Origin of the sequence: Breoghania sp. (assembly GCF_963674635.1) — a bacterium.
Lineage (GTDB): Bacteria > Pseudomonadota > Alphaproteobacteria > Rhizobiales > Stappiaceae > Breoghania.
Window position 1 is genome coordinate 3,659,234 of record NZ_OY771475.1, and the last position, 25,793, is coordinate 3,685,026.

The following is a 25,793-nucleotide window of genomic DNA, read 5'->3' on the forward strand; positions in this document are numbered from 1 at the left end:
GGATGGCCCCCGACAGGGCGCGCAGACCATGTTTCTTGTGCAATTGCGAAAAGGGCCGCCGCAATGATGCGGCGGCCCCTCACAATCGGGCAATGTGAAAAGAGGAAGCGGATCAGGGGCAGGGGCTGCCGTGGATCTGGTAGATCGTGTTGATTCGCGAAATTGCCTCTTCGCTCAGCTCCACATTCGCCGCGTCGATGTCCTCGGTGAGCTGTTCGGGCTTGGTTGCGCCGATGATCACGGAGGTCATGAAGGGGCGGGAATGGGCGAAGGCCAGCGCCATCGCCGTCGGCGACAGGCCCAGTTCCTGCGCGAGATCGAAATAGGCCTCCGCCGCCGCTTCCGTGCCCGGCGTCTGGTACCGCTGCTGGCGGTCAAAAAGGGCCCAGCGGGAGCCTTCGGGGCGCGCGCCGTCACGATACTTGCCGGTCAGAAGCCCTTGCGCCAGCGCGGAATAGGCGAGCAGGCCGACCTGTTCGCGCGCCTCGATTTCGGCCAGGCCGGTCTCGAAGGTGCGGTTGAGCAGCGAATAGGCGTTCTGGATGGAGACGACGCGCGGCAGGTCGTGCTGATCGGCGGCCTGCAGGAAACGCATGGTGCCCCAGGCGCTCTCATTGGAAAGCCCCACGTGGCGGATCTTGCCGGCCTTCACCAGATCGGCCATGACCTGAAGCGTTTCCTCGATCGGGGTCTCGTCGGCGGCGGGCTGCGGCGGCTGCCAGATCGTCGGGTTGGAGCCGAACTGCGAGACCTCGCGATCCGGCCAGTGGATCTGGTAGAGGTCGATATAGTCGGTCTGAAGCCGCCTCAGGCTCTTGTTGACGGCTTCCTCGATCTGGGCGCGGTTCAGGCGGCCTTCGGAGCCGTCATCGCGGAACCAGCGATTGACCGTGCGCCCGACGACCTTGGTCGCCAGGATCACCTTGTCGCGTGTGCCGCGAGACTTGAACCACGAGCCGACGATCTTTTCCGTGCTTCCTTGCGTCTCTGCCTTGGGCGGGATGGAATAAAGCTCGGCCGTGTCGAAGAAATTGATGCCGCGTTCCAGTGCCATGTCCATCTGGAGATGGCCTTCGGCTTCGGTATTCTGCTGGCCCCAGGTCATGGTGCCGAGGCAGATGGAGCTGACTTCGATATCGGTACGCCCGAGTTTGCGCATTTCGATCATGTAGACGTCCTGAGTTCATTGGGAGGAGAGGGCGTGAGGCGCTCTTCTCATGGTCTTATTGGGGTGGAAAACACTTGGTGGGTGCTCAGTCTTTCCGTGCTTCCGGTGCGGTGATCTCGGCGATCAGGGCTTCGACATCGGGAAGGATGCGGGAGACGATCACGTCCACGCCTTCGGAGGTCGGATGCATGCCATCGCTCTGATTGAGCGCAGGCGTTCCGGCGACCCCGTCAAGAAAGAAGGGATAGAGGCGCGCGCCATATTCTTCGGCAAGATCCGGGTATATGGGATTGAATTCGCGCTCGTATTGCGGGCCCATGTTGGGCGGAGCGATCATGCCCGCCAGAAGCACGGGCAGGCCGCGCGCCTTCAGTTGGTCCAGCATGGCGGCAAGGTTGCGGCGCGTCTCCTGGGGGCGGATGCCGCGCAGCGCATCGTTCGCGCCGAGTTCCAGGATCACGCCGTCCGCCTTTTCGCCCACCGACCAGTTGAGACGGGAGAGCCCGCCGGAGGTCGTGTCGCCGGAGACGCCCGCGTCGATCACGATCACGTCATGACCGCGCGCCTTGAGGGCGGCCTGAAGCTTGTCCGGGAAGCCATCGCCGGGCGGCAGGCCGTAGCCGGCGGTCAGGCTGTCGCCCAGCGCCACCAGGGTTATGGGCGCAGCCGAGGCGAGCGCCATGGGACCCATCGCAGCGGCAACAAGGACGGTGATCATCACGGCGAAGAAACGCATGGGCCCTCTGGATAGATTCGCTCAAGCCACCATATTGGGCTGAATGCGTGGCTTTGCGCCACTGGAACACGTTCGCTTGCGGGTCGCCAACAGGCATGCTGTGGCCATCAGGACAGGCGCGCGCGTCTGCGTGGACAGATGCCCTGCTATCGATACGCACAAGTTGCCCGCCGGATCAGGATACCTGATCTGGGTTTCAAAACGCGAAGGACAAGGCCTGTGGATCAAACCATCGCCCAGAATTCGGCGATCTCTCTGCGAGACGTCCATCTTTCGCTCGGCAACGGGGCTGCCCGTGTGCACATCCTCAAGGGCATCGATCTCGATATCGCGCGCGGCCATTCGGTCGGCATCATCGGCCCGTCCGGGTCGGGCAAATCCACGCTTCTCATGGTGATGGCGGGGCTTGAGCGCGCCGACAGTGGGCGGGTCGTTGTGGCCGGAACGGACATCACGACCCTGGCCGAAGACGAACTTGCCCGCTTCCGGGGGCGGCATGTGGGCATCGTCTTCCAGTCGTTCCATCTGGTTGCCAACATGACCGCGCTTGAAAATGTCGCCGTGCCGCTGGAGCTTGCGGGCGAGGCGCAGGCCTTCAAGCGTGCGGCCGATGAGCTGGCCGCGGTCGGCCTCAAGGATCGCCTCAATCATTACCCTTCTCAACTTTCCGGCGGCGAGCAGCAGCGCGTCGCCATGGCACGTGCGCTGGTCACATCGCCGGAAATCCTGATCGCGGACGAGCCGACGGGCAATCTCGACGAAAACACCGGCGGGACCATCATCGATCTGATGTTCGAGGCGCAAAAGCGCCATGGCACGACGCTGGTTCTGGTCACCCATGATCGTTCTCTCGCCGAGCGCTGCACCACCAGCGTGCGCATCCATTCCGGCGTGATCGATGCCGACCATGTCGCCAAACCCGCGTCCGCCACAGCGGGGCACTGACATGACGGGATCGCCTGCGGGGTCTGCCGGCGCGCATGCCACCATCGCCACCGCCTTCCGCTTCGCCTTGCGCGAACTGCGCGGGGGTGTGCGCGGCTTTTACGTCTTCATTGCCTGTATCGCGTTGGGCGTCGCCGCCATTTCCGGCGTCGCTTCCATCTCGCGCGGTCTGACGGAGGGAATTGCCGGGGAGGGGCGCGCAATCCTGGGTGGCGATCTGGATTTCTCGCTGGTCCAGCGTCAGGCCAATGCGGATGAACGCGCTTTTCTCGATGGCGTGGGCCGGGTTTCCGTCGTCGCCACCATGCGCGCGATGGCGCGTGTGCCCTCCGGCGATGCGCAGGCGCTCGTCGAGGTGAAGGCCATCGATGGCGCCTATCCGCTTTTCGGCGATCTGAAATTGACCAGCGGCGGCGATCTGCATGCAAGCCTTGAGGCGCAAGGCGATGTCTGGGGCGCGGCTGCCGACCCTGCGTTGCTTGCCCGGCTCAATGTTGACGTGGGCGATGAAATCACGCTCGGCTATGCGCGGTTGCGGATCGCGGACACGATCGCCACAGAACCGGACAAACTCTCCGGCGGGGTCGATTTCGGGCCGCGCCTGATGGTGTCGCGGGCCGCCATGGACGCCTCCCGGCTCATTCAGCCGGGGACGCTTGTGCGCTGGCATCACCGTGTGGCGCTCAATGATGTGCGCTCCGGGCCGCGCGGCGAGGCGGATGTGAAGGCGGTGCGCGAGGAAGCGGATAAACGCTTCCCCGATGCGGGCTGGCGTATCCGCGCGCGCGACAACGCCGCCCCCGGCCTCAAGCGCAGCATCGGCCAGCTTACGCAGTTCCTGACGCTTGTCGGGTTGACGGCGCTTGTCGTGGGCGGGGTTGGCGTTGCCAATGCGGTGCGCGCCTTTCTCGATACCAAGCGTCCCGTCATCGCGACGTTCAAATGCGTTGGCGCACCGGGCGGTTTCGTCTTCTGGCTGTATCTGATGCAGATCCTGATGCTGGCGGGGGGCGGGATCGTGATCGGCCTCATGCTGGGTGCATTGCTGCCTTTTGCGGCTGGCACCTTTCTGGCGCAGGTACTGCCCGTTGGCGTCATTGCGGGGATCTATCCCGGCGAACTGGCGCTGGGGCTCGTCTACGGTGTTCTGACGGCGCTGGCCTTCGCGCTCTGGCCGCTCGGCCGGGCTCACGACGTGCCGCCGACGGCCCTTTTCCGCGATGAGATCGGCAGTCCCTCGCGTCTGCCGCGGCTTCGCTATGTCGCGGCGACGGCGGTCACGGTCGCGCTCTTGGCGGGGCTTGCGGTGGTGCTCGCCTATGATCGTCGGATCGCGGTCATTTATGTGTGTGCTGCTGCGGCGTCCTTCGTGCTGCTCTTCGGCGTCGGTCGCGCTCTGATGGCGCTTGCGCGTCACTTGCCGCGGTTTCGTCGCGGGATCGGGCGCAGATCTGGCCGTGCGGCGGCGCTGGCGACAGAGTGGCGGCTGGCGCTTGGCAATATCTATCGTCCGGGCGCGCTGACGCCCTCGGTGACCCTGTCGCTGGGCCTCGGCCTGACCCTGCTGGTCGCGCTGACGCTGATTGACGGCAATCTCAGGCGCGAACTCACCACGCGGGTGGCGGATGAAGCGCCGAGTTTCTTCTTTCTCGATATCCAGAACGATCAGATGTCGACCTTCAGGCAGGTGGTCGAGGCGAACGCACCGGATGCGGAGCTTGTCACCGCGCCAATGATGCGGGGGCGGATCGTGAAAGTCGACGGGGTTCCGGCCCGCGATGTGGTTCCCACACCGGAGGTCGCCTGGGCGCTACGCGGCGATCGCGGGATCACCTATTCTGCGGATCTGCCGGAGAACTCGGAACTGGAAGCCGGGTCCTGGTGGCCGGAAAACTACAGCGGCGAGCCGCTTGTTTCCATGGAAAGCGGGATCGCCAAGGGGCTTGGGCTGGCCATCGGCGATACGGTCACGGTCAATGTGCTGGGGCGCGAGATTGTCGCCCGGATTTCCAATATCCGCGATGTGGAGTGGGAAAGCCTGGCGATGAATTTCGTCCTCGTCTTCTCACCCAATACGTTTGCAGGCGCGCCGCATTCCAATCTTGCCACCATCACGTGGAAGTCGGATGTCTCCACCGCCCGGGAAATCGACCTTCTGAAAACGATCTCCAACGCGCTTCCAACCGTGACCGGCGTCAGGGTTAAGGACGCGATCCAGCAGGTGAACGATCTCGTCGGACAGCTTGCCTGGGCCATCCGCGGGGCCTCGGCCATCACGCTTATCGCCAGCGTCCTGGTGCTGGCGGGCGCGCTGGCAGCGGGGCATCGCAACCGCATCCATGATGCGGTGATCCTCAAGACCCTGGGGGCGACGCGGGCACGGCTCATCGCGGCCTATGTGATCGAATATGCGCTTTTGGGCGTTGCCACCTCCATCTTCGCGGTTTTCGCCGGAACGGTGGCCGCGTGGTACGTCATTACGCAGATCATGCATGTGGGCTTCATGTTCCAGCCCATGACCGCGCTGATCGCGGCGTTGATCGCGCTGGCGCTTTCCGTCGGCTTCGGCCTGGTGGGCACCTGGCGTGTGCTGGGCGAGCGTCCTGCTCCCGTGCTTCGCAATCTTTAGGCGTGGTTCGCCTCAATTCAGTTTCGGTTAACCATTTGCCGGGATTGCAAGATCATGTCCTTTCCCGGGCCAAGGCCATTCATTTGCCTCATAGGGACGCTAAATCACGCGAAATTGCCACGGAGCGGTCTTGTTCGCGTGGTCGGATACCCCCATATTCGCCTCAGCGCCCGTGAAGGCGCATTTTCTGTCTTCCCAGGGGCGAATGAAAAGCGAGGAATTTCATGGCGACCTTCGACCGTAATCAGGCGAGCCGATACGCGGGCTCGCGCGCCGAGGCCGGCCTTTATGATGCTGGCCTTCGGGCCTACATGCTGAACGTTTACAACTACATGGCGCTGGGTCTCGGCATCACCGGCCTGACCGCGCTTGGCACGTTCATGCTGTCGGTGACCACCAATCAGGCCGACGCCGCGGCACAGTTGCCCAACGGCATGATGCTGACCAGCCTTGGTCTTGCTCTTTTCGTGAGCCCGCTCAAGTGGCTCGTGATTCTGGCCCCGTTGGCCATGGTCTTCTTCCTGTCCTTCCGCGTTCACAAGATGAGCGTCGGCGCGGCGCAGAGCACCTTCTGGATCTATGCGGCGCTTGTGGGCATTTCCCTGTCGTCGATCCTAATGGTCTACACCCACCAGTCGGTGGCGCGGGTGTTCTTCATCACCGCGGCCTCCTTCGGTGGTCTCAGCCTCTTCGGCTATGTGACCAAGAAGGATCTGTCCGGCTGGGGCTCGTTCCTGTTCATGGGCCTGATCGGCATCATCATCGCGTCGCTGGTGAACATGTTCATCGGTTCCAGCGCCATGCAGTTCGCGATCTCCGTGATCGGCGTTCTGGTCTTTGCCGGCCTGACCGCCTACGACACGCAGCAGATCAAGGAAATGTACTACGCAGGTGACAGCGATGTGGTCGCCGGACGCAAGGCCGTCATGGGCGCGCTGCGTCTCTATCTCGACTTCATCAACCTGTTCCTCATGCTGTTGCAGCTCTTCGGCAACCGCGACTAGGCGACAGGTCTCGCTGTCAAGCACAGCCTGAGTACGAATTGAAACGGGCGCGGATCTCTCCGCGCCCGTTTTCTTTTGTGTTCATGCAAGGGCCGGGCGCCGCCTGCGCAACGTCTGCGCTCAGGCCGGTTCCTTGGTCTTCAGTTTGCTGATCTTGAGCATCTGCATGACCGCCTTTTCGTAATAGGGCTCGGTCGTGCCCTTGCGGACCTTGCGCAGGAAGTACTTCTCGAAGGCGATCTTGGCCAGGTGGACCCACTTTCCGCTGGCCGACCAGTTCACGTTGCGCGGCGGATTCTGGGGCTGGGCCACGAAGACGACGCCGCCATCGCCGAAATCGGCGAGGCAGATGGCGTTCCACGTACCTTCGTGAGACGGCTCCTTTCCGGCCAGGATTTCCTTCAGGTTGCGGGCGATTGCCGTCACCATGCTCTCGATCATGTAGCCGGTCTTGGGAACCCCCACCGGAACCGGCGTGGCCTCCAGTGGCGGGATGGCGATGCAGACGCCAGCGGAGAAGATCTCCGGATAGGTCGGGTTGCGTTGGTGCTTGTCGACGATCACGAAGCCGCGCGGATTGGTGAGCCCCTCCACCCCCATCAGGGCGGGGATGCCACGGAAGGCGGGCAGCATCATGGAGAAGCCGAAGGGCAATTCGTGGACCTTTTTCAAGGAGCCGTCTTCGTTGAGTTCGGTGACGGTCATTTTGCCGTCCTCGACCTTGTCCACCTTGGCGTTGGTGATCCAGCGGATGTGCCGCTCGCGCATCTCCGATTCCAGCAAGCCCTTGGTGTCGCCCACGCCGCCAAGGCCGAGGTGGCCCACATAGGGCTCTGCGGTGACGAAAGTCATCGGCACCTGGTCGCGTAGCTTTCGCTTGCGCAGGTCGGTATCCATGATCATTGCGAATTCGTAGGCCGGGCCGTAACAGGACGCGCCTTGTACGGCGCCCACGACAATCGGGCCGGGCTTGTCGCAGAAGGCCTCCCAATGCGGCTGTGCCTCGGTCGCGTGGTCGACGTCACACACGGAGTTGGTGAAGCCGTTCGGGCCAAGCCCCTCGATCTCGTCGAAGGCGAGTTCCGGGCCGGTGGTGATGACGAGGTAGTCGTATGTCATCGTCTCACCGTTGGAAAGGCGCACGGCCTTTTCTGTCGGCAGCACCTTTTCCGCCGCGGCGTGGACGAATTTCACGTTGTGGCGGGGCAAGGTGGTTGCGAGGTCGACGGTGATGTCCTCGCGCTTGCGCCAGTTGACGGCGACCCACGGATTGGATGGCGTGAACTGGAAATGTGCTGCCTTGGAGACCACGGTCACTTCATGCGACTTGCCGAGGGCCTCACGGATTTCATAGGCCGCCGAAACGCCTGCAATGCCGCCGCCGAGAATGAGAATCTGAGCCACTGTCCTACTCCTTTTTCCTCCCGCGGCGCGGGACAGGCGTTCGGCGCCGTCTCGACTTGCGCAGCGGTGCGCGCCGTTGGTCCGAAAGCAAGGGGGGACACGGCGGGCGTTCCACGACACACGCCACCTTATGGCTGGTGGCTGTGCATGCGGGTGCCGGTCACGGGGTGGCCGACATCCAGCTAATAAATTAACACATGCGAATGTTAGTATATAATAATATTTTGAACATGCGACTTCGGTCTAAGCTCACATGTATGGCATTCGGGAGGGGCTGCGGTTGTCTCTTCGTGCGCGCAGCGGACCGGAATGCGGAAAGCCGAACCCTTGCCTATAATTCGCGCTGGACCGGAACGGGCCACGGAGCCACATTCAGTTGGCTAAGATATCCTCCCAACATCCCGCCAGAACCTTCCCACATGTCTAAGTTTACCATTCGCCCCGCCCGCGGGGATGATATTTCTTCGATCACCGCGATCTACCGTCACGCGGTGGAAACCGGCACGGCCTCTTTTGAGCTGACACCGCCCGACGAGGCGGAGATGCTGCGCCGCCATGAGGCGCTTCTCACAAACGGCTATCCCTATCTCGTATGCACACGCGTGGAGGGCGGCGCAGAGCGGGTGCTCGGCTACGCCTATGCGGGCCCCTACAGGCCGCGCCCGGCCTATCGCGGTACGGTGGAGAATTCCGTCTATGTCGCGCCTGACGCGCACCGTCTCGGTGTGGGCAAGGCCCTCATGGGCGCGATCATCGAAGAGGCGACGTCACGCGGCTACCGGCAGATGGTGGCGGTGATCGGCGATAGCGCCCATGTGGCCTCGGTGGGGCTTCATCGCTCGCTGGGCTTCGAACCCGTCGGCACGCTGAAGAATGTCGGCCGGAAATTCGGCCGCTGGCTCGATTGCGTGTTGATGCAGCGCGCGCTGGGCGAGGGGGCCGAAAGCGCGCCGCATCAGGAGCCGACCTGAGGTCGGCTCGCTTCCGCTTATTTTAAGTGCAGGGGTGCTGCCTAATCGCGCAGCTTGACGATGTTGCCATCGCCCTTCGGGCCATCGTCATCCGTGTCGTCGGTGGAGGACGTCGCGTTCGCATCGCTCGCGGACACGTTCGAGGGCACCGGCTCCAGCAACTCGTCGGACAGGTCGTCCTCGGCGGCGAGAACCTTCTCCACGCGGGCGACAGGGTCGCCGGAGGTGGCGTGCTCGAAGGAGATCCCGTCCTTCTCCATCGCCATCTGGTAGTTGGCGATGACGGACTTGAGCTGCGCGATCTGGTCCACGGCGCTGTCATACTTGATGCGGTAGCGCTGAAGCTTCTTGTTCTCTTCCACCAGCTCTTCGTTGGTGTCGGAATATTTCGCGTTCTGGCTGCGCTCGTGGTTGAGGTCGGTCAGGACGGCGTTGTAACGCAGGTTCAGCTCGCGCAACTTGGCATTGGTGCTGACCAGATCGTTGCGGTCGTGCTCGTGGTTCTTCTGGGCGCTGTCCAGCAGGCGTTCGATTTCCTGCATCCGCTTGATCATGTCGCGGTTGCGCTCTTTCAGGGAATTGTTCTCGGTCGCCATTTCCTGCAGGGAATGGGCACCGATGCGGCGCTGCGAGGAGAGGTTCTCAATCTCTGAATTGAGCGTGTAGACCTCGTTGTCGTGCTTGCGCTTTTCCTCTTCCAGCCGCGACTTGGCGTATTCGATTTCCTGTTCCGCGATGTCGAGCTGGGACTTGATGTCGATATTCTCGTTACGGAACTCGCTGACCTGACGCTTGGAGGCTTCCAGCTCGGCGGCAAGCTGCTGTGACTTGCGGATCTCCGCTTCCAGCAGGGCCGCGCTTTCGGAGAGGTTCTGCTGCAGTTCCTTCTCGCGCTGGGTCAAGCCGTCAAGCGCGGTCTTCAGGCTTTCAGCATGTTCTTCCGCCGTGGCCAGCTTGGCGGCCGTGTCCTTCAGCTCGCCCGTCAGATCGGCGATCTGGCCATTGGCCTCCACGAGGCGGGCGCTCTGAGCGCGGTATTCCTCGTTGACCTTTTTGTTGTTGTCGCGAATGGAAACCAGATCGTTGCGCGCGCCCTCAAGAGCGGTGCGGGTTTCCGTCGAGCGCTTGCGAAGAGAATGGACTTCCGCCAGGGCCTCTTCCAGCTGGTTCGACAGCGACTTGACCTCGTGATTGCGGTCAATCAGGTCGGTCGTCAGCTTGGCGTTTTCCGACTTCAGCCGGATTTCGGTCTCCACATGGGTGCGCGAGGCGTCAATGAAGTCCGACAGCAGCGAGATGGAGTTCGAGCTCTCGGCTGCCAGCGTGTTCATCTGCTCGAAGGTGCGCCCGAGGCCGCCGACGCGGGCCTTGAGATTGTCGAGGCTGCGCAATTGCTCCTGCATGCGCAGTGCAAGCGGCGAGAGCTGCTCGACATTGGACGTTTCTTCGCGGTCCTCATCCCGAAAGTCGTCTTCCGCTCCGTAGGCCGTCGGCCGCGCGGTGCCGTCGTCACGAGACGACGAGCTCTGCTTGCTGGAGAAAAGACCCATTTCCGAACTCCTCAAAGACGCCATGCGGCCTCCCTCTCACGCATTTCCGTGCCGTCGCCAAGAATAGCGTTAACCGGAAATTAACGGAAGTCGGGGCAGCCGCTTACTGATCAAGCCCTGAAACTAGGGTAAGTGCGGGCTGGAAGGCAATAACAAAAGCGGATTTGAGTCGGGGTTGTTCAGGGGGCGTTGCAACGATGTCTCGGCTCACTTGCCTGAATTCGAAGGCGGGCAAGGATGCCGCCAGGCCTGCAAAACCGACAGGTATTCAGGGTTGTATAACTCCGCCAGACGATTAGGCCGGGTAGTGCGCATGCGAGCCTGCGGCCATGAACCTCACCGCGGCGGCGGGCTGGGTGTGGCCCTTGCGGTTTCCCGGTCCGGCGATGACGGAAACGTGTCTTCCGGGTCCCGGACGGACCGAGGCCACGCGCCAACCGCGCCCGGGCCTTTCGGCGCGGCCGTTTTGAGGGAATTGGCAGGGCGCGGCCGGCATTGCCAGGCCTTGTGTCGGCATTCGGTCGAGTCTTCGGCAATGTGGCGGCTTTGCCCTGCCCATGACGTTTTCCCGGAAGTCACGCTCGGCCATCCGGCCATTCTCTCGCCGCGACTTCAGAGACTGTTTCACCCGCGACATGGTCGGTGATGCAAGAGCCTCCTGACCGGCTCCGCACCCGCATTGAGGCGAGGCACGAACCCGGTCCGAAGCCGCGCGCCCTTTCGGGCCCCCACGACTTTCGATCGCGTCAGCCTACCGGGGGCCGTTAGTCCCTGTCAGCCGACGCCGTCACGATCCCCGACCAGCACGGCAGACGGTCTGCCATGGCTTCCCGCTTGTCGCCGGGCGATGGGGGAAGGATAGGGGCATGGGGTGAGGGCGGGGATAAGAAATTGACTGATGTGGAGTGGCCGTTTGTTGCGGTGTTAAGGCAAGCAAGGACTGACCCGCTTTCCCTATTGGGGTGTTGACGGGCTTGGCTTTTGTCTGGAGCGCTAGTGCCGCGTATCACCTTTGTATACTCATAAGAAGCTCTGGGTCGAAGTGGCAAACTCCAATAGAGTCTGCCGTACAGATTGAGAAACGAAACTTAGCCTGTTGCGGCAAGTCAAGCGATAGAAATAAGTAACGTGAAAATTTGTGGCATGTGAGAAGTCTTCATACGAAGATAAAAGTTGGCGAATCAACGGATGCTGCTGGGTGAAAAGATGATTGAATTGAAAGTATTTGCAAAAAACTTTAGAGGTTTTAGGCGTATAAATATCGAATTGGCGAGTGTAAATTTTATTGTTGGAGATAATAGCTCTGGCAAATCAAGTATATTGCATCTAATAAACTGCATTTTTACAGAAAGCTTTCTCAGAAAGTATAATATAGTTGGATCTAGTGAAAAAGTTAGTTCGTCAGTTGATGTACTTTCTCCTTATATTGAAGAATCTGAAGTTTCGATAGGTTTTATGGTGAATGGCGATGATGTAGGAGAATTTGGAGGTGTCGAACAAATAGGGAGAATTGTTACATATACTGCCTCTAAATCGAGGAAAGAGCTGCTAATTGATAGGGTTGTTTCGGTTAACAATGAAGGTGCAATGTTAGTGAGGAGAAAAGGTAAGTCATTACTTTCTAAGAAAATCGATAGCAAAAGTAAAATGTTTTCATATACCTCAGTCTTGAAAGAGCATCTCTCGCCAAGTCGTGGCTATAGAACTCTGAGTATCCCGATTAAGCGGACGTATATTACGAATATCGCGTGGGAACTCGCGTTTTTAGATTTTTCTAGCGAGGAAAACGCGGTCGGTATGCCTTATTTTATTGGGAGGTCGCCGGTTAGAATTAACTATTACGGTCCGATCCGGATGGACCCCCAAAATATCTACATGAAACCGTCTAGTGAAAGGAAGTTGCGTGGTGAGCATATCCCTCATAGACTATATCAACTATTCGAAAATTATTCAGAAAAAATGAGTTCCGTCAAAGAAAGCATAAATCAGTTTGGCAGGGAGAGCGGTCTTTTCGATGAAATAGATGTGCGGCCGTATAAGCTGTCTGATCCTAAGTCTCCTATTCGTATAAATATAACGAAAAACGGGAAGGTATTTTCGTTGGATGAAGTGGGTTATGGCGTGTCACAGATACTCCCAGTTATCGTAGACGCGATACTCATGTCGCAGGAAAAGAATGCTCTACTATTGATTCAGCAGCCTGAACTTCATTTGCATCCTAAGGCGCAAGCGGCTTTTGGTGAGCTTGTATTTAAACTGGCACGTGCTGGGTTGAGGTTAGTTATTGAAACGCATAGCGATTATGTGATTGATAGGTATAGATATTGTTTGTTTAAGAATGAGGAAGGCTCGGAATTAACGCAAAAAATTCTTTTTTGCGAAAATCGTAGTAATGGAAACTCAATTTCGGAAGTATTAATCAATAAGAAGGGGCATGTAGATTCTCCGCCCGATAGCTATCGTGAATTCTTTTTCCGAGAGCAATCATATCTATTTGAGATGATTTAGCTATGAGCGTTATCTGTGTCGACATAAACAAGCTCGTCCGCGCGATAAACAAGGACGGATGGCATAATAAGCTCAAAGATGATATTGAGACTAAAAATGTTAAACTAGCGATTGGCGCTGGAAAGCAAAAGGAGGAAATAGAAAGAGTCCTAAAAGTAAAGATGTGGATAATAGAACTTTCAAGATCCGGTCGAGTGAGGAGTGTCGCGTTAGATGTTGTCGAAAGATGTTTAGATGAAATTGAAGAAAGCTTGCCAAGTGGTTGCGATGCGTGCGATGATCCCCATTTATTGGCAATATGTCGTATTTCCGATGCGCGATATATTATTAGTGACGATATGAGGATTGCGAAGTGTAGGAAAAATATACGTAGTATTCATTCCCTAAAGCAATTTTGCAATTTTCGTCTTATAGAAAGTGAAAAAATGTACAAAAAGCATAGGCAGAATATAATTAAATGACATGTGTTTTGACGAGATCATTACGATGCTACCTTCCCGCACGCCCCGTCTTCCGCGGCCTGCCCTTCGGCCCCTTCTTGTCGTCACTGCCGATGCCGGGTCGCCCGCGAGCCAACGGAACTTCCGTTCTTCCCACGGTCATTTCGTCCAGCGTGTTCTTGCGCACCTTGGAGCCTGAACCCTTCGGCGTGTTGGCGCTGGCGCCAAAGGGGCGCTCGCCGCGGTAGCCGCCGCTCTTGTCTTCCACGGCGGCCTGACGGGCCAGCGGGTCGTCGGAAATCGCCAGTTCCGTTTCGCGCAGGCGCTTGACCTCGTCGCGCAGGCGGGCGGCTTCCTCGAAGTCCAGATCGGCGGCGGCCTCGCGCATGCGTTTTTCCAGCGCCTCGATATGGGCCGTCATGTTGTGGCCGATCATCTCGCCCGCTTCTTCCGCGAAGCCGGAATCCACCGTGACGTGATCGCGTTCGTAGACGGAGGAGAGGATGTCGCCGATGTTCTTCTTCACCGATTCCGGCGTGATGCCGTGTTCCTCGTTATAGGCGACCTGCTTGGCGCGGCGGCGGTCGGTCTCGTCAATCGCGCGCTGCATGGAGCCGGTCACGTGATCTGCATAGAGGATCACCCGCCCGTCGACATTTCGCGCGGCGCGGCCGATGGTCTGGATGAGCGAGGTTTCAGACCGCAGGAAGCCTTCCTTGTCCGCATCCAGAATGGCGACCAGCGCGCATTCGGGAATGTCGAGGCCCTCACGCAGCAGGTTGATGCCGACCAGCACGTCAAAGGCGCCGAGGCGCAGGTCGCGCAGGATCTCGATGCGTTCCAGCGTGTCGATGTCGGAATGCATGTAGCGCACGCGCACGCCGGATTCGTGCAGGTATTCGGTCAGATCCTCCGCCATGCGCTTGGTGAGCACGGTGACCAGCGAGCGATAGCCCTTGGCCGCCACCTCGCGCACCTCGCCCAGAAGATCGTCCACCTGGCTCTTGGCCGGGCGGATGTCGACGGGCGGATCAATGAGCCCGGTGGGGCGGATGACCTGCTCGGCGAAGACGCCGCCGGATTCTTCCATCTCCCAGTTACCGGGCGTGGCCGAGACGCAGACCGTCTGCGGCCGCATGGCGTTCCATTCCTCAAACCGCAGCGGGCGGTTGTCCATGCAGGACGGCAGGCGGAAGCCATATTCGGCCAGCGTCGCCTTGCGGCGGAAGTCGCCCCGGTACATGCCGCCGATCTGGGGCACGGTGACGTGGCTCTCGTCGATGAAGACCAGCGCGTTGTCGGGCAGATATTCGAACAGCGTCGGTGGCGGTTCGCCCGGCGCGCGGCCCGTCAGGTAGCGCGAATAGTTCTCGATGCCCGCGCACGATCCGGTCGCCTCGATCATTTCCAGATCGAACAGCGTGCGCTGTTCCAGGCGCTGGGCTTCCAGCAGGCGACCGTGGTTGTTCAGTTCTTCAAGCCGCTGCTTCAGCTCGCTCTTGATGGATTTCACCGCCTGATTGAGCGTCGGCTTGGGCGTCACATAGTGCGAATTGGCGTAGACCTTCACCGACTTCAGATCGCCGCTCTTCTTGCCGGTGAGCGGGTCGAATTCGGTGATGGAATCGATCTCGTCGCCGAAAAGCGAGATGCGCCAGGCGCGGTCCTCGAAGTGGGCGGGGAAAAGCTCGATGGTGTCGCCGCGCACCCGGAAGGTGCCGCGCTGGAAGGCGGCGTCGTTGCGCTTGTATTGAAGGGCCACGAGATCTGCCAGGAGCTGGCGCTGGTCGATGCGCTCGCCCACTTCCAGCGCGAAGGTCATGGCGGTGTAGGTTTCGACCGACCCGATACCGTAGATGCAGGAGACGGAGGCGACGATGATCACATCATCGCGTTCCAGCAGCGCACGGGTCGCTGCGTGGCGCATCCGGTCGATCTCCTCGTTGATGGAGGATTCCTTCTCGATATAGGTGTCGGTGCGCGGGACGTAGGCTTCCGGCTGGTAGTAATCGTAGTAGGAGACGAAATACTCCACCGCGTTTTCGGGGAAGAAACTCCTGAACTCGCCATAGAGCTGGGCGGCCAGCGTCTTGTTGGGGGCGAGGATCAGGGCGGGGCGCTGGGTCTGGGCGATCACCTGCGCCATGGTGAAGGTCTTGCCCGAGCCGGTCACGCCCAGCAGCACCTGCGTCTGCTCGTTGTCGTTCGCCCCGGCCACGAGATCGGCGATCGCGGTGGGCTGGTCGCCGGAGGGTTTGAACTCCGTGACCATCTCGATCGGTACGCCGCCTTCCGATTTCTCGGGCCGCTCGGGGCGGTGCGGGGTCCAGATCTTGCCGTTCTTGTGCAGCGGGTTGCCGCTTTCGATGAGCGCGGAAAGCGCCTGCACGGTGGCCGTCGCACCACCGCCGCCGGAAAGCTCCGGCAGGGCGTTGCGGCCCTTGCGCTTCTTCTTGGTCTCCGCGACCTGTCTGGCCAGCAGTTCCTCAGCGTCCTCCAGCGAAATATCGAGCCCGGCAATCGGGTTCATGCCGCCGGCCGCCTTCGCCTTGGGGCTGACCGGGGCGTCCTGTTTCTTGCGGGATTTCGGCTTCGCGGGTTTCTTCGCAGAGGCCGGTTTCGGTTCCTTGGCGGCAGGGGCGGGCTTTGCCGCCTCGCCGGAAATCTCGCGCGCCCAGTCGGACACCGAGCCGGACAGCGGCGCGCCTTCAAAGGCGGCTTGCGGGCTTTCGCCGAAGCCGGCGACATCGTGTCCGCCAACATCCTGTCCGGACGCTTCGGGAAGATCTGTCTCGTGCGGGGGAGTTTTCTTGCCAGCCATGGGGCCGAATATGGGGCGAACGGGCCGACAAGGGAAGAGCAAGTTGCGGTTTTGTTCCGCTTTGCTCAGGCGCGATCGCTGTGGCCGAGCGCGAGGTCCGGGTCGATCACGTCGCGCAGACGCTGCTTGAGGACCTTCGGTTGGGGAAAGCTCTCCTCGGTCTTGCGGTCCCAGATCAGGGTCTGCTGTCCATCATGGGTGACGGTGATGCGGAAGATGCCGCCGGTGCCGGGGATGAGCGTGACGCCGCCGAGTTCCTCGGAAAAGGTCTGCAACAGTTCCTGCGCCATCCAGCCCGCCCGCAGCATCCAGTTGCACTGGCGGCAATATTCGATGGCAACGGTGGGCTTGGCGGTCATGGCGGCTTTCCATATCGGGCGGCGGGGTTGCTCTGCCAGTCAAACCCGCTAGCATAAAAATTATGACAATGAAAATTTGTTCAATCAGCGAGTTGACCGTGCCGTATGCAGATTATCGAAAGCAGCATCTTCGGTGTCCGCTCGGTTCGCATGGTACTGACTTCCAAAGACCATCCTCATGAAGTGACGCTGTTTCCGATGATTCACATCGGCGAAGCGACTTTCTTCGAAGCGGTCATTGCGGACGCCGTCTCGCATGACATTGTCCTGCATGAAGGCGTTAAGTCGCGCCACTCCAAACGCCTGACGCGGTCCTATCGCTGGGCCGCCGTCTCCAAGAAGCTCGGCTTGCGATTGCAGCAACAGTTCAGGGCGAAAGAAATCTGCGATACGAGGGTTATACGAGCGGATCTTGATACGGACGAGTTCGACCGATTGTGGCGCGGACTGCCTTTTCGGCTACGGTGTCTGGCCTATTTTCTGCCGTCATTGGTCGGGCTGCAACGGCGCCTGTTCGCGACGCGGGAATCGCTTGCTGAGGGCATAGCCATGTCCGATCACACAAGCAGCCAGGAATGGCTGGATTGGGGAGACGACGTCGACGCGTTTTTTGGCGTGATCCTGCGTGCGCATGACCGCCGGCTGATCGAATGTCTGGAAGAGGTGCTGGCCGAGCCGTGTGATGAGCCACGGCGCATCGCCATCGTCTATGGCGCAAGGCACATGCGCGCCGTGCTTCGTCATCTGACGAAAGACTATCGCTTCCGGGTATCCGAAAACAGATGGATGACCGTGTGGCACCTCTAGGAGCGCCACACGGTGCCTGCTTGATGCCGGAAGCAAAATCCAACCGGTCCGCCGCGATCCTGTCGGGCGGAAAATGCTCTAGATGAACTTCACTTCCGCGATCTCGTAGGAGCGCGCGCCGCCGGGCGCTGCCACTTCCACACTGTCGCCGACTTCCTTGCCGATGAGGGCACGGGAGATGGGCGAGGAGATGGAGACACGACCTTCCTTTACGTCGGCTTCAGCGTCGCCGACAATCTGGTAGGTCTTCTCTTCCTCGGTGTCCTCATCGATGAGGGTGACCGTTGCGCCGAACTTGATCTTGTCGCCGGAGAGCTTGGTGACATCGATCACCTCGGCCCGCGAAAGCTTGTCCTCAAGCTCGTTGATGCGGCCCTCATTGTGGCTCTGGGCTTCCTTGGCGGCGTGGTATTCGGCGTTTTCGGAAAGGTCGCCATGGCGCGCGCTTCAGAAATCGCCTGAATGATCCTCGGCCGTTCGACGGAGGTCCGATGCTTCAGCTCTTCCTCGAGCTTGGCGTGACCGCCAATCGTCATCGGGACTTTTTCCATGCCTTCTCGACCTCTCGGTACGCGTGCGCCGCCTGTTCGGCGGCGGCTTGAGTCAATAAAAACCGGTTGGACGCTTCGGGGCGGCTTGCCCCGAAGCGTCCAAACCGATCAGATCTTTCGCCCGGATACACGGAATCCGGCGTCGACATAACTTCCAGCCTGCCCGTCGCCGCTCACACGCTCAACCCTCATGGCTCCCCCTTTCTGTGCAAAAGAGAGGTCCTGGGCCGAGGCGCTTTGCCGCCCTACAGGTGCCGGATCATTCCGCTGCCTTGAAGATGGTCAGGCAGCCGTAGGGAAATAGTCCTGCAGCGGCCGGACTTCAAGGTGGCCGGTCTTGTAGGCCTCAACAGCCCTTGCTGCGGCGATCGCGCCCGACAAGGTGGTGTAGTAGGGCACCTTGTGCATGAGCGCGGCCTGGCGCAGGGATCGGCTGTCGGCAAGGGCCTGTGCGCCTTCGGTCGTGTTGAAGACGAGCTGGACCTCACCGTTCTTGATAGCATCGACGATGTGAGGCCGCCCTTCAAGCACCTTGTTGATCTTGCGACAGCTAATGCCCTTTTCCTCAAGGAAACGCTGGGTTCCGCCCGTGGCGATGATCTCGAATGCGCAACGGGTCAGGATCTTTGCCGTCTCAAGAATGCGCGGCTTGTCGGCATCGCGCAGCGAGATGAAGACCGTTCCGGAGGTCGGCAGTTTCACGCCGGCGCCAAGCTGGGACTTGGCAAAGGCCACCGGATAGGCGCGGGCAAGGCCCATGACCTCGCCTGTGGAGCGCATTTCCGGACCGAGCACCGTGTCGACACCCGGGAACCGGGCAAACGGGAAGACCGCTTCCTTCACCGCCACGTGCTTGAGCTCGCTCTTGTGCAGGTCAAAGGAGGCGAGGCTTTCGCCGGCCATCACGCGCGCGGCGATCTTGGCGACGGGCAGGCCGATCGTCTTGGCGACGAAGGGCACCGTGCGCGAGGCGCGCGGGTTCACTTCCAGCACGTAGATCGTGTCGTCCTTGATGGCGTACTGGACGTTCATCAGGCCACCCACTTCCAGGGCCAGCGCCATGGCGCGGGTCTGGTCTTCCAGCTGGCGGATGATGTCGGGCGACAGGGAATGCGGCGGCAGGGCACAGGCGCTGTCGCCGGAATGGATGCCCGCTTCCTCGATGTGCTCCATGATGCCGCAGATGAAGACGTCCTTGCCGTCGCACAGCGCGTCCACGTCCACTTCCACCGCGTTCGAGAGGTAGCGGTCGAGCAGCACGGGGCTCTTGCCGGAGACGACAACGGCCTCGTTGATATAGCGCTCGAAGTGCTCCTGATCGCGCACGATTTCCATGCCGCGCCCGCCCAGAACGTAGGAGGGACGGATCACCGTCGGGAAACCGATCTTGGCGATGATGGCGTGGGCTTCCTCGACCGAATGGGCGATGCCGTTCTCCGGCTGCTTGAGATCCAGCTCATGCAGCAGCTTCTGGAAACGGTCGCGGTCTTCGGCAAGGTCGATCTTGTCGGGCGAGGTGCCGAGGATCGGGACGCCGGCCTCGGTGAGCGCCTGGGCGAGCTTCAGCGGGGTCTGGCCACCGAACTGCACGATGACGCCGACCAGTGTGCCGCGCGACTGCTCCACACGGATGATCTCCAGCACGTCCTCACCGGTGAGCGGTTCGAAATAGAGCCTGTCAGACGTGTCGTAGTCGGTGGAGACGGTCTCCGGGTTGCAGTTGACCATGATCGATTCGAAACCCGCATCCGCAAGCGCAAAGGCGGCATGGCAGCAGCAATAGTCGAACTCGATGCCCTGACCGATCCGGTTCGGTCCTCCGCCGAGAATCATCACCTTCTTCTTTTGCGAAGGGGCGGCCTCGTTGGCGGGCGCACCGGCGAAGGGCGCCTCGTAGGTGGAGTACATATAGGCCGTCGGCGAGGCGAATTCCGCCGCGCAGGTGTCGATGCGCTTGTAGACCGGGTGTACGTCAAGATCGGTGCGAAGCGCTGTGACCTCGGCTTCATCCTTGCCGGCGAGCTGCGCCAGGCGTGCGTCGGAGAAGCCGAACGACTTCAGGCCGCGGAAGGCCTGCGCATTGCCGGGAAGGCCGTGCGCGCTCACCTTCTGCTCCAGGTCGATGATGTCGCGGATCTGTTCCAGGAACCAGGGATCGATCTTGCAGGCGGCGTGGATTTCCACGTCACTGAGGCCCAGGCGCATGGCCTGCGCGACCTTCAGCAGGCGATCCGGCGTCGGCGCGCCAAGAGCGGCGCGGATGGCGTTCTTGTCGTCGCCCTGTCCAAGACCGGCGATCTCGATTTCGTCGAGACCGGACAGGCCCGTCTCCAGACCGCGCAGGGCCTTCTGAAGGCTTTCCGGGAACGTCCGCCCGATGGCCATGACCTCGCCCACCGACTTCATGGCGGTTGTCAGAAGGGGCTGTGCGCCGGGGAACTTCTCGAAGGCGAAGCGCGGGATCTTGGTGACGACATAGTCGATGCTCGGCTCGAAGGAAGCCGGGGTCGCGCCGCCAGTGATGTCGTTTTCAAGCTCGTCCAGCGTGTAGCCGACCGCGAGGCGGGCGGCGACCTTGGCGATCGGGAAGCCGGTCGCCTTGGAGGCAAGTGCAGAAGAGCGCGACACGCGCGGGTTCATCTCGATGACGATGAGGCGCCCGTTTTCGGGGTTGACCGCGAACTGGACGTTGGAGCCGCCCGTTTCCACGCCGATCTCGCGAAGGACCGCCAGCGAGGCGTCGCGCATGATCTGGTATTCCTTGTCGGTCAGCGTCAGGGCCGGGGCGACGGTGATCGAATCACCCGTGTGGACGCCCATCGGGTCGACGTTTTCGATCGAGCACACGATGATGCAGTTGTCCGCCTTGTCGCGGACGACCTCCATCTCGTACTCCTTCCAGCCCAGCACCGATTCCTCGATCAGCACTTCATTGGTGGGCGAGGCGTCGAGGCCGCGTTCCAGGATGTCGAGGAACTCTTCCTTGTTGTAGGCGATGCCGCCACCGGTGCCGCCCATGGTGAAGGAAGGGCGCAGGATGGCGGGCAGGCCGATCTTTTCCAGCGCGACATAGCCGTCGGCCATGGAGTGGGCGAGATGAGAGGTCGGCGTGTCGAGGCCGATCTTGGTCATCGCCTCCTTGAAGCGCTCGCGATCCTCCGCCTTGTCGATGGCGTCGGCGGTCGCGCCGATCATCTCCACGTCCCACTCGTCCAGCACACCCATCTTGCGCAGGGAGAGCGCGCAGTTCAGCGCGGTCTGGCCGCCCATGGTCGGCAGCAGGGCGAGCTTCTCGTCCGGGCGCTCCTTGCGTTCCTTCTCGATGATCTTGGCGACGACCTCGGGCGTGATCGGCTCGATATAGGTCGCATCGGCCAGATCGGGGTCGGTCATGATCGTCGCAGGGTTCGAGTTGACGAGGATGATCCGGTACCCTTCGCTTTTCAGCGCCTTGCAGGCCTGGGTGCCGGAGTAGTCGAACTCGCAGGCCTGGCCGATCACGATAGGACCGGCACCGATGATCAGGATGGATTGGATGTCAGTACGCTTGGGCATTTCGGCTCCCGGCATCGCGCATGGGTGTGCGCCAACCTCGACACGGGGTCGTGTCGGTCGGATGGTCGCATCGCGACAACTGAAGATGGTCGGCTGAGCGGGCCTTATAGGGAAAAAGTGTGGTGGCGGAAACCCCTGTTGGCCGCCTCAGGGGTCTGGCGGGGAAAAATTATCGTGACCGCGGCCGTCCCGCAGGCCTTCGGCAAGGCAAGTTGGCGTGGATCCCGGGGCGCCAAAGCCGCGGCTTGTGCCGTGTTTGAGGCGCCCCTTTCGTGCCGGGCGGCTCTGGGGGGCGGCCTTCGCGGGGGGCGACAGCGGGGCGGGGGGCGTCCCAGATGACGGCGCTTCGCGCTCAAATATATTACGCCGCCTCACTTCATTTTTAATAAAAGGCGTCGAGAAACGCCGCGCGGCCTCTCGCAAGGGCCCGGAACAAAACCACAGATGCCTGCTTCGGTCCTTGGTGCGGCAATTGTGCGAATTCTGCGCGTTTTATCGGGCGTGTAAGAATAATCCCTCCCGTCCGAATTGCCACATCATCAAATTAACTCTATCATGCGAAAATCATTGAGGTATTCGGATTTATACCGAAGCCCGATGGTTGGCATGCCACCCGACGTGACGTATCAGGTGTGCCGCGCAGTCAGCGTTCGTGAGGTTGTGCGGCTGCACGGTACCGACCGGTATTCGTTTCGGATCTCGCTGTCCCGCAAAGGGGTTCCTGCCTGATCTGAATGGAATGCCGGAGCGATGCAATTCCTTCCGGCGAATGATCGGCCCCGCGAAGAATGCGGGCGACATTGGCGTGGGTGGCATCTAATAGTCCTTCCGCGTCGGGCCGTGAGCCGGTGCGGGTCCCTGTAATTTGCGGGACGGTCGAGGCCGTCGCTCGTGTTGGTCCGCCGGGTCATGGTGAAAACGGAAAACGGTCGCAAGCGCCATCTCGGCGCCTCTGCATCGGTCTCGGCGGATAGCCAGGGCCGGGATGCGTTTCTGGTGCATTGCCGCAGCCTCAACGGATTGCCGAGTTATCTCGCCCTGCGCGGCGTCGACTATACGAGCCTTGCAGCCCAGGCGGGCCTTGGGGACGCCGATACCTCATCTACCGACTGCTATATTGCGCTGAACGCCTTTGCCCATCTTCTCGAAATGGCGTCGGAGGCGGCGGATGACGATTGTCTGGGGCTACGCTGGACCGGGCAGGATGATCAGGGTGCGCGTGGCACGCTGGCCTTGTGCTTGCGTTACGTGCCGAGCCTGCGCGCAGGCTTGGAGACGCTTGTGCGTTTCATGCCGCTGCATGTGGACGTGGCCGCGGCAGAGGTTCAGTTCGATGGCAACGCGAAGCTCTCCTGGCGCTATTCTCCGTTGATCCTGCGTCAGGATCAGGTCACGGACCGGACGGCCTGTCTCTTTGTAAGCTGGCTGAATGCGGCGCTGCCGCGCACGGAGCTTCCGGTCGAGGTTCGGCTCGCCCGTCGCAAGCCGAAATCGTCCGCCCTGCATCGGGCTCTGCTGGCGGCCAATGTACAATTTGAGGCAAATCAGAACGAGATCGTGTTTTCCCAACGGTGCCTCGATTTGCCCAATCCGCGTGCGGATGGGGATCTTTATCGCGCGCTATGCGATCTCAACAGCCGGTTGGTGTGCGAGCGCAAGCGGCAGGACGACATCGTCCTGAAGGTGCGCGAGGAAATCATGGACATCGTGCGCCAGGATGAGCGAACGGCGACGCTGGATGTGGTGGCCAGGCAGATGGGCCTGAGCGCGCGCGGTCTGCAGCGGCGGCTCGCCGGCTGCGGGACGAGTTTCAACGATCTGGTTGACGGGTTGCGGCGGGAGAGTGCGCAGCGGCTGCTGGAGGAGAGCGATCTGATGATTTCTGAGATCGCCTATCGCCTCGGATTTTCCAGCATTGGCAACTTTACGCGGGCTGCGAAGCGGTGGTTCGGGCGTTCTCCCCGAGATTACCGCGGCCATATGCAATCGATCCGAGCACGGAAGTAGGCCGATTCGCGTGGGGTGTGTTGTCGCATGGGTTCTGCGGCTAAATCTTAGGCGTCTGGGGCGAATTACGTAGCGCAAGGGGGTGGCATATTCCGCACGTTCACGCGGGAGATGCAGAACCTCCTCTGCGGGACCTGTTGGAAATGCCCTGCAGGAACTGATTGGGAGGCGTGAATAATCGAAATTGTGGCCTGAGAAACAACCTTCGGACATCTTGGCCGGAACCAAAATGATGTTTGGAATGTTTCCAGGTTCATGAAATCTGTCGCAGCGTTCGCGTTGTGATTTGGCCGCTGGGTGGACGGCTTACACAACGATAATCCACTGGCAAGTAGGCAAAATGAATACAATCCCAACCACTATCGCAGCCGTTCCCGACATCGCTGGCCCCATCCCGCAGTCGACCGAGGAAGGCAAGCTGCATTCCATCTCGGAAATGGCCGAGATGTTCGACGTGACCCTGCGCACGCTGCGGTTCTATGAGGAGAAAGGTCTTCTCAACCCGGTTCGTCGCGGGTCGCGCCGTTTCTACCGTGAGCAGGAAATCGGTCGCATGCGGGTCATCCTGCAGGCGAAGCGCATCGGTCTGACCCTTGTTGAGATCCGTCAGGTTCTCAAGCTGGTCGAAGGCAAGAGCGCCCGCTCCGAGCAGCTGAAGAACCTGCGCGCAATCTGCGCGTCGCAGCTCGATTTGCTGGAAGAGCAGACCATCACGGTTCGCCAGCAGCTCGCCGAAACGAAGCAGATCGTCGCCGACCTGGATGCGCTCGTCTCCGCCGAGGCCCTCTAAGACGCTGCTGCCGTGATGCGATCCACAGACGTCTCGCGCCCGGACATGAGGTCAGGGGGGCGGGTCTGAACGGATCAAGATGGCTGGATTTCGCGGTCGATCGCCAGGTGCGGTCGGCCGCGTTTTCTTTTGTGCGCGCCCGTTCGCGTTTCCCTCTTTGCGCTCCTTGCGTCCACTTTCGGCAAGCAAAAAGGGCCCCGACCTTCTCAGGCGGAGCCCTTGGAAACCCTCATGTGCGCCCGGATCAGGCTGCTCCGCGCTCGGCAATCACCGCTTCGCCCTTGCGTTCGCGCACCAGATTGATGAAGCGCGTGAAGAGGTAGTGGCTGTCGCGGGGGCCGGGCGAGGCTTCCGGGTGATACTGCACCGAGAAGACCGGCTTGCCGGTGACGCGAAGGCCGCAGTTGGAGCTGTCGAAGAGCGAGACATGGGTCTCCTCCACCCCCTCCGGCAGGCTGTCGGCGTCAACCGCAAAACCATGGTTCATGGAGGTGATCTCGACCTTGTTGGTCGTGCGGTCCATCACTGGGTGGTTGGCGCCGTGGTGGCCCTGATGCATCTTGCGCGTCTTTCCGCCCAGTGCGAGGCCCAGGAGCTGGTGCCCGAGGCAGATGCCGAAAACCGGCAGGCCGGCATCGATGATGGCGCGAATCGTTGGGACGGCATATGTGCCGGTCGCAGCCGGGTCGCCGGGCCCATTCGACAGGAAGACCCCGTCCGGTTCCAGTGACAAAACGTCCTGTGCGGTTGCGGTGGCCGGAAGCACGCTCACCCGGCAGCCCTGGTCGGCGAGCAGGCGCAGGATGTTGCGCTTGATGCCGTAGTCGATGACCACGACATGGTATTTCGGCGCTTCCTGACGGCCGTAACCCTCATTCCACTTCCACGACGTTTCATCCCACTCGAAGCTCTGGCCGCAGGTCACCGTCTTGGCGAGATCCATGCCTTCCAGGCCGGGCCACGCCGCCGCTTCCGCCTTCAGCGCCTCGATGTCGAACTTGCCGTCCGGGGCGTGGGCGATGACCGCGTTGGGCATGCCGGTTTCGCGGATGCGGGCGGTCAGAGCACGGGTGTCGATGCCAGTTATGGCGATGATTCCGCGGGCTTTCAGCCATTCGTCGAAGGCGCGCGCGGCGCGGTAGTTCGACGGGGCGGTGACGTCGGCGCGAAGGATCGCGCCGCGAACGCCGGAGGCGGAGGCCAGGTTCACTGTTTCCACATCTTCATCGTTGGCGCCGATGTTGCCGATATGGGGGAAGGTGAAGGTGATGATCTGACCGGCATAGGACGGATCGGTCAGGATCTCCTGATAGCCGGTGATGGCGGTATTGAAGCAGACCTCGCCCGGCGCAGAGCCAATCGCACCGAGACCGTATCCTTCGATCACGGTTCCGTCGGCAAGGACAAGGTTGGCCGTAGGCGGCGTCGCGGACCAGGCGTCGGCGTTCGTCATGGGTTGCAATCCGGATCGGGTTGGTGACATCATGCACGCATTCGGGACTGATATGGCCGATGACCGATCGGATGATCAATCGTTGGAAGCCGACA

15 protein-coding genes and 2 pseudogenes are annotated in these 25,793 nt (G+C 60.9%); 8 read left to right on the forward strand and 9 right to left on the reverse strand.

What is annotated here, in order from left to right:
- Window positions 1–112 precede the first annotated feature (112 nt).
- On the reverse strand, window positions 113–1,165 hold the full coding sequence (locus tag ABGM93_RS15945) for an aldo/keto reductase (RefSeq protein ID WP_321505959.1): 1,053 nt from the start codon (window positions 1,163–1,165) through the stop codon (window positions 113–115).
- 88 nt (window positions 1,166–1,253) lie between these two features.
- Window positions 1,254–1,886, reverse strand: a complete 633-nt coding sequence (locus ABGM93_RS15950) for an arylesterase (protein WP_321505965.1) — start codon at window positions 1,884–1,886, stop codon at window positions 1,254–1,256.
- Between the two features lie 249 nt (window positions 1,887–2,135).
- Here ABGM93_RS15950 and ABGM93_RS15955 point away from each other — a divergent pair, with 249 nt between their 5' ends.
- From ABGM93_RS15955 to ABGM93_RS15965, 3 genes are all read left to right on the forward strand, one after another.
- Window positions 2,136–2,849: an ABC transporter ATP-binding protein gene (locus ABGM93_RS15955; RefSeq protein WP_321505967.1), complete on the forward strand. Its 714-nt coding sequence runs from the start codon at window positions 2,136–2,138 to the stop codon at window positions 2,847–2,849.
- A gap of 1 nt (window position 2,850) precedes the next feature.
- Complete coding sequence (locus tag ABGM93_RS15960; protein WP_321501155.1) at window positions 2,851–5,478, forward strand: ABC transporter permease; 2,628 nt, start codon at window positions 2,851–2,853, stop codon at window positions 5,476–5,478.
- 224 nt (window positions 5,479–5,702) lie between these two features.
- On the forward strand, window positions 5,703–6,482 hold the full coding sequence (locus tag ABGM93_RS15965; RefSeq protein ID WP_321501157.1) for a Bax inhibitor-1/YccA family protein: 780 nt from the start codon (window positions 5,703–5,705) through the stop codon (window positions 6,480–6,482).
- A gap of 120 nt (window positions 6,483–6,602) precedes the next feature.
- On the opposite strand, the gene ABGM93_RS15970 is transcribed toward ABGM93_RS15965, so the two are convergent.
- Complete coding sequence (locus tag ABGM93_RS15970) at window positions 6,603–7,886, reverse strand: FAD-dependent oxidoreductase (RefSeq protein WP_321501159.1); 1,284 nt, start codon at window positions 7,884–7,886, stop codon at window positions 6,603–6,605.
- 419 nt (window positions 7,887–8,305) lie between these two features.
- Here ABGM93_RS15970 and ABGM93_RS15975 point away from each other — a divergent pair, with 419 nt between their 5' ends.
- Window positions 8,306–8,857 carry an N-acetyltransferase family protein gene (locus tag ABGM93_RS15975; RefSeq protein ID WP_321501161.1) on the forward strand — a complete coding sequence of 184 codons (552 nt, stop codon included), beginning with the start codon at window positions 8,306–8,308 and terminating at the stop codon, window positions 8,855–8,857.
- A gap of 41 nt (window positions 8,858–8,898) precedes the next feature.
- On the opposite strand, the gene ABGM93_RS15980 is transcribed toward ABGM93_RS15975, so the two are convergent.
- Entirely contained in the window at window positions 8,899–10,407 is a 1,509-nt protein-coding gene (locus ABGM93_RS15980; protein WP_321501162.1) for a hypothetical protein, read from the reverse strand.
- Between the two features lie 1,188 nt (window positions 10,408–11,595).
- Between ABGM93_RS15980 and ABGM93_RS15985 the strand changes: the two genes are divergently transcribed.
- Window positions 11,596–12,915: an AAA family ATPase gene (locus tag ABGM93_RS15985; RefSeq protein ID WP_321501163.1), complete on the forward strand. Its 1,320-nt coding sequence runs from the start codon at window positions 11,596–11,598 to the stop codon at window positions 12,913–12,915.
- Between the two features lie 489 nt (window positions 12,916–13,404).
- Here the strand turns inward: ABGM93_RS15985 and uvrB are convergent.
- Both uvrB and ABGM93_RS15995 read right to left on the reverse strand, forming a co-directional pair.
- Window positions 13,405–16,095, reverse strand: a pseudogene (gene uvrB / locus ABGM93_RS15990) (excinuclease ABC subunit UvrB); the annotation flags it as partial.
- Window positions 16,096–16,241: 146 nt separating this feature from the next.
- On the reverse strand, window positions 16,242–16,535 hold the full coding sequence (locus ABGM93_RS15995; protein ID WP_321501164.1) for a SelT/SelW/SelH family protein: 294 nt from the start codon (window positions 16,533–16,535) through the stop codon (window positions 16,242–16,244).
- A gap of 105 nt (window positions 16,536–16,640) precedes the next feature.
- Here ABGM93_RS15995 and ABGM93_RS16000 point away from each other — a divergent pair, with 105 nt between their 5' ends.
- A complete protein-coding gene (locus ABGM93_RS16000; protein ID WP_321501165.1) occupies window positions 16,641–17,342 on the forward strand; it encodes a hypothetical protein in 702 nt (233 codons plus the stop codon).
- Window positions 17,343–17,420: 78 nt separating this feature from the next.
- Here the strand turns inward: ABGM93_RS16000 and greA are convergent.
- A pseudogene (gene greA / locus ABGM93_RS16005) lies at window positions 17,421–17,893 on the reverse strand (transcription elongation factor GreA).
- 282 nt (window positions 17,894–18,175) lie between these two features.
- Window positions 18,176–21,448 (reverse strand): carbamoyl-phosphate synthase large subunit, encoded by a 3,273-nt coding sequence (gene carB, locus ABGM93_RS16010; protein ID WP_321501167.1) that lies wholly within the window; start codon window positions 21,446–21,448, stop codon window positions 18,176–18,178.
- 909 nt (window positions 21,449–22,357) lie between these two features.
- On the opposite strand from carB, the gene ABGM93_RS16015 reads away from it, so the two are divergent.
- A complete protein-coding gene (locus ABGM93_RS16015; RefSeq protein WP_321501169.1) occupies window positions 22,358–23,455 on the forward strand; it encodes an AraC family transcriptional regulator ligand-binding domain-containing protein in 1,098 nt (365 codons plus the stop codon).
- A 340-nt stretch (window positions 23,456–23,795) separates the two neighbouring features.
- Window positions 23,796–24,245, forward strand: a complete 450-nt coding sequence (locus tag ABGM93_RS16020; RefSeq protein WP_319774333.1) for a MerR family transcriptional regulator — start codon at window positions 23,796–23,798, stop codon at window positions 24,243–24,245.
- A 244-nt stretch (window positions 24,246–24,489) separates the two neighbouring features.
- Here the strand turns inward: ABGM93_RS16020 and carA are convergent, their stop codons facing one another.
- Entirely contained in the window at window positions 24,490–25,698 is a 1,209-nt protein-coding gene (gene carA, locus ABGM93_RS16025; protein WP_321501171.1) for a glutamine-hydrolyzing carbamoyl-phosphate synthase small subunit, read from the reverse strand.
- Window positions 25,699–25,793 lie beyond the last annotated feature (95 nt).

What these genes read in the sequence shown, in the direction of transcription:
- ABGM93_RS15950 (WP_321505965.1), bottom strand. Translation starts at nt 1,886, where the DNA reads ATGATCACCGTCCTTGTTGCCGCTGCGATGGGTCCCATGGCGCTCGCC.
- ABGM93_RS15960 (WP_321501155.1), top strand. Translation starts at nt 2,851, where the DNA reads ATGACGGGATCGCCTGCGGGGTCTGCCGGCGCGCATGCCACCATCGCC.
- ABGM93_RS15965 (WP_321501157.1), top strand. Translation starts at nt 5,703, where the DNA reads ATGGCGACCTTCGACCGTAATCAGGCGAGCCGATACGCGGGCTCGCGC.
- ABGM93_RS15975 (WP_321501161.1), top strand. Translation starts at nt 8,306, where the DNA reads ATGTCTAAGTTTACCATTCGCCCCGCCCGCGGGGATGATATTTCTTCG.
- ABGM93_RS15980 (WP_321501162.1), bottom strand. Translation starts at nt 10,407, where the DNA reads ATGGGTCTTTTCTCCAGCAAGCAGAGCTCGTCGTCTCGTGACGACGGC.
- ABGM93_RS15985 (WP_321501163.1), top strand. Translation starts at nt 11,596, where the DNA reads ATGCTGCTGGGTGAAAAGATGATTGAATTGAAAGTATTTGCAAAAAAC.
- ABGM93_RS15995 (WP_321501164.1), bottom strand. Translation starts at nt 16,535, where the DNA reads ATGACCGCCAAGCCCACCGTTGCCATCGAATATTGCCGCCAGTGCAAC.
- ABGM93_RS16000 (WP_321501165.1), top strand. Translation starts at nt 16,641, where the DNA reads ATGCAGATTATCGAAAGCAGCATCTTCGGTGTCCGCTCGGTTCGCATG.
- carB (WP_321501167.1), bottom strand. Translation starts at nt 21,448, where the DNA reads ATGCCCAAGCGTACTGACATCCAATCCATCCTGATCATCGGTGCCGGT.
- ABGM93_RS16015 (WP_321501169.1), top strand. Translation starts at nt 22,358, where the DNA reads ATGGTGAAAACGGAAAACGGTCGCAAGCGCCATCTCGGCGCCTCTGCA.
- ABGM93_RS16020 (WP_319774333.1), top strand. Translation starts at nt 23,796, where the DNA reads ATGAATACAATCCCAACCACTATCGCAGCCGTTCCCGACATCGCTGGC.
- carA (WP_321501171.1), bottom strand. Translation starts at nt 25,698, where the DNA reads ATGACGAACGCCGACGCCTGGTCCGCGACGCCGCCTACGGCCAACCTT.